The following is a 3735-nucleotide window of genomic DNA, read 5'->3' as shown; positions in this document are numbered from 1 at the left end:
ATGAGCCTGGCCCGCTAAGGCAATGCTTAACGCCAGACCACAGAACATGCCGCGCACATGGGAGAACTTCATGGTCGAATCCTTTTGAATGGCCATCAGTGCGCACTGACCTGCTGGCTGAGGGTACGTCCTTGTGCGTCATAGGTGTATGACGTGCTCTGCGTAGGAGTGACAACTCTGATGGGCAAGAATCGAGATGCATCCCACTCGCTTGTGGTCGTTCGCGCCAGGGGGGTGCCCGCCGCCTCCGTCCGCGATATTTCCAGACCCCTATCGTTATAAGTGAAGGTCGTGACGGAGCCTTTGGCATCTGTCTTGCTCACGACCTGTCCCCGATCGTTGTAGGCATACGACGAATCGCTTTCAGGGCAGTTAGGCGACGGCTGGCCCTGGATTGCGACGATATGGTTCACGCCATTCACAACCTGAAATTTATAAATAGAAGTTTTGCCTAAGGCATTGACCACGGTGGTCGAGCCATCTGGATTATAAGTTAGCGTCACCTTGCCGGCCTCGCCTGCGTGCTGGCTCATATTGGCCCGGCCGTTAGGGTCATAGCCCCACGTAGCGTATTGGATACCACGCTCATCAACGATGCCGGTCAGCTTGCCATATTGAGTGCTGTCGTAGACATAGGTCCGGGTAGTAAACTTATCGTCAATGGTTTTAGTAGCACTTTGTAGGTTGGTGTATCGGTTAAGCCCATTATTAACAAACTGATAAGCGACCGTGATATTTCCCGTCGTTGCCTTGATCATTTGAAAATTGTAGTCTTCAGTTATGGTCGCCTGAGCGACACCATCATCAATGGTCAGCACAGTACCACTGTAGGAAACATGGATCATTCGACCATCTGGATACTGTATCGATATCAACCGACCGTCCGCATTGAACTGTCGTGAGATACCATCAGGAGAACTGTAGAGCCATCCTGAATCATTTCCCACTAGCGTCCCAGCATCGGTTTTCGACGTATAACCATTTGAACCAGCACTGAAAATGGTTTGACTATTGTCGGACAAAACCAAAAACGCAGAATCATCACTTATATAAAGCCTGTCAGAGTAGCTGTGTGTCCACGCACCATAAAAACTGTTATAAAATTGCGACACCTTGATGATACTTGCAGCACCTAAAGTAAAAGCCTCCTCCTCCTGATATTTATTACCCGTTGCCAAATTGATCGGATTTCCTATGGAAGAAGAAGGTAACGGCGAGTTGAGTACAGGGCAAGCATATGGTTTGTCTGGCAGACCTGCCTGAGCAAAGGTACCACACAGGCCGACAGATAAATCCATACTGTCGCCATCTGGGCAAGTCCATGTTGTTTTCACAACGTTGAATACTTCTTGCGACGGCTCATTTGAGCCTGGGTTCCATGGGAAGTTGAATGCGGCAGTGCACCAATACATATCCGAATCAGGTATATTATCTTGATTAGATTTATAGTAGTCACTGGCTGGCGTATGATATGGAGCAATGGTATATACAGCATAATCAGACAATAAATAGCTGCAAGCCGCCGGCGCCGAAATTGAACGCCCAGGATAACCGTCACCTGCCCAGAACGAATATGTTTCAGCTGATGCTAGACCACTAAAAAGAAGACAGACCAAAACAGTCGCGACGGAAATTTTTCTCCTCCAAAGTTTATTAGCACCTCCAACCCACATAAAAATCTTACAGAAAAGCAAAGATATGCATCTATCTAAACTCACAAAAAGGACGCGACTGACAGTCGTTTCTAAAAAATGCACTCTACCTTCGAACATCCTTGTGTACCCTCATCTTCATGTGATTGCAATTTAGCATCTACTGTTACTTGACCCTACGATAATTCATTCGACTTCTTTTTTGGAACGCACAAGTGGATATCCATTGCCTAAGCGCCAGATTGAAACGCTCGCGTACAGGCTTCATAAATGATCGGCAAATTTCTCTAGAACTTCAGATTCCTGAGTTTTATTTCATCAAAATGATAGTGTACCTACCTTCCCGAGGTATAGGTCGTGCCACACCGTCAGGATCAACACGGTTCCCAGCAGGTCTCTCAATCGAATGTAGCCACGGGGTAGCTGATGGCGGTGGCCAGCAGGACCGTGGTGCCGTTGACCGGCAGCTGGATGTCGGTGACCTGGTCGGCGCTGTTGCGGGTGTAGGCTGCGGTGAGGCCTGCCGGGTAGCCGAGTTACGCCGGTTTTCTGAATTTTCTGCCATGATTAATTCCTTTTAAAGATGTCGTTTAACGAGCTGTGACCTGCGTGTTGATCAATCTTCCCTAGTCGTCGTAGCTGTATACCGTGATTCGGTTGGGCTCGACAAATTGGGTGCGCGCAAAGAGGTGGAGGGACGTAGTGATGATGCGAGCCAGCGGGTCAAGCAGTGGCATTGCAGTTCCCTCTTCCTGGCCGGTATGCGCAGGTCATTCCACCATCGTTTGATTTGGGGTGGACCCGACGCTTCGGCTTTCGAGTGCTTTCGAGGGGCCCTGCATGCTTATCGGCTGCTGTCGCCAAAGCCTGAGCGCAACCTTGCAGGGAAGTGGAAATAAACGACCGATCGGGGGTGTCAGAAATTTTGTGTTCGGGCCTAACATGAGCAAGAGGTGCATGTATGCCAACCAAAAAGAAATCTGAGCGTCAACCGGTGCGGGAGCTGCCGAAGCTTCCAAAGGAACTGCTGGATCAACTCCCTGAAACGCTGATGACCGCTGAGGCCATCGAAGAGGCTTCTGCGGCCTTCAAGAAGGTGCTGATCGAGCGAGCCCTAAATGCCGAGCTTGGCTACCACTTGGGTTATCCGTCGGGCGCGCAGCGCCCGGAGGATGAAACCAACCAGCGCAACGGCAAGAGCGGCAAGACGGTGCTCACTGGCGATGGCCCGATACGCCTGGATATTCCGCGCGACCGCGACGGCAGTTTCTCACCGATTCTGATTCCCAAGCATGAGCGCCGGTATACCGGTTTTGACGACAAGATCATTGCCATGTATGCCCGTGGCATGACGGTCAGAGAGATCCGTGCGTTTCTTTCTGAGCAGTACGGTACGGACGTCTCGCCCGATTTCATCAGCTCTGTGACCGACGAGGTCATGGAAGAAATTGGCGCGTGGCAGCAGCGCCCGTTGGAGCCGATGTACCCCGTTATTTTCTTTGATGCCCTGCGGGTCAAAATCCGCGAGGAAGGCCTGGTGCGTAACAAGGCCATTTACCTGGCGTTGGGCGTTTTACCCGACGGAACGCGCGATATCTTGGGCATTTGGATCGAAAATACGTAAGCGCTCCATAAACCCCACTGTACTCAATATGGGTGGCGCGCTCAGCTAGGCGATGCGGGTGAGCAGTTCCACGGCAGCAAGGCTTCGTAATCTTCAACCGATGCCGCCGTTGGCAGGCGCTCGAGTGCGTGGCGCAGCCACGCATAGGGCTCTTGGCCGTTGGCTTTGGCGGTCTCAACCAGGCTGTAAAGTTGCGCACTGGCCTTCGCTCCCTTGGGAGTGTCGCTAAACAGCCAATTCTTTCTTCCGATCACGAAGGGACGGATCGCGCGTTCAGCGGTGTTGTTGTCGAGCGGCAGGTAGCCTTCCTCGACGTAACGCTCCAGCTTGCTCCAGTTACTTGCGAGATAACTGATGGCTTTGCCCAGGGCATTCTGAGCGGTGACCTGTGGGTGCGTCTTTTCGATCCAGCTTTTCAACTGCGCCAGTACCGGCAGGCTTTGTTCGTGACGACCAATC

The 3735-nt window shown here is 51.6% G+C and carries 2 protein-coding genes and 1 pseudogene; 1 reads left to right on the top strand and 2 read right to left on the bottom strand.

Features of this window, described 5'->3' with window-relative positions:
- Positions 1 to 95: 95 nt before the first annotated feature.
- Positions 96 to 1772 (bottom strand): DUF6531 domain-containing protein, encoded by a 1677-nt coding sequence (locus HB675_RS25530; protein ID WP_213881946.1) that lies wholly within the window; start codon positions 1770 to 1772, stop codon positions 96 to 98.
- 841 nt (positions 1773 to 2613) lie between these two features.
- Here HB675_RS25530 and HB675_RS25525 point away from each other — a divergent pair.
- A pseudogene (locus HB675_RS25525) lies at positions 2614 to 3273 on the top strand (transposase); the annotation flags it as partial.
- A gap of 44 nt (positions 3274 to 3317) precedes the next feature.
- On the opposite strand, the gene HB675_RS25520 reads toward HB675_RS25525, so the two are convergent.
- A partial coding sequence (locus tag HB675_RS25520; protein ID WP_213881945.1) for a transposase occupies positions 3318 to 3735 on the bottom strand: 418 nt, incomplete at its 5' end.

It is taken from the genome of Pseudomonas sp. dw_358 (assembly GCF_018449655.1).
Lineage (GTDB): Bacteria > Pseudomonadota > Gammaproteobacteria > Pseudomonadales > Pseudomonadaceae > Aquipseudomonas.
The sequence above is the reverse complement of the archived record's forward strand: the minus strand, read 5'-3'. Positions and strand labels throughout refer to the sequence as shown.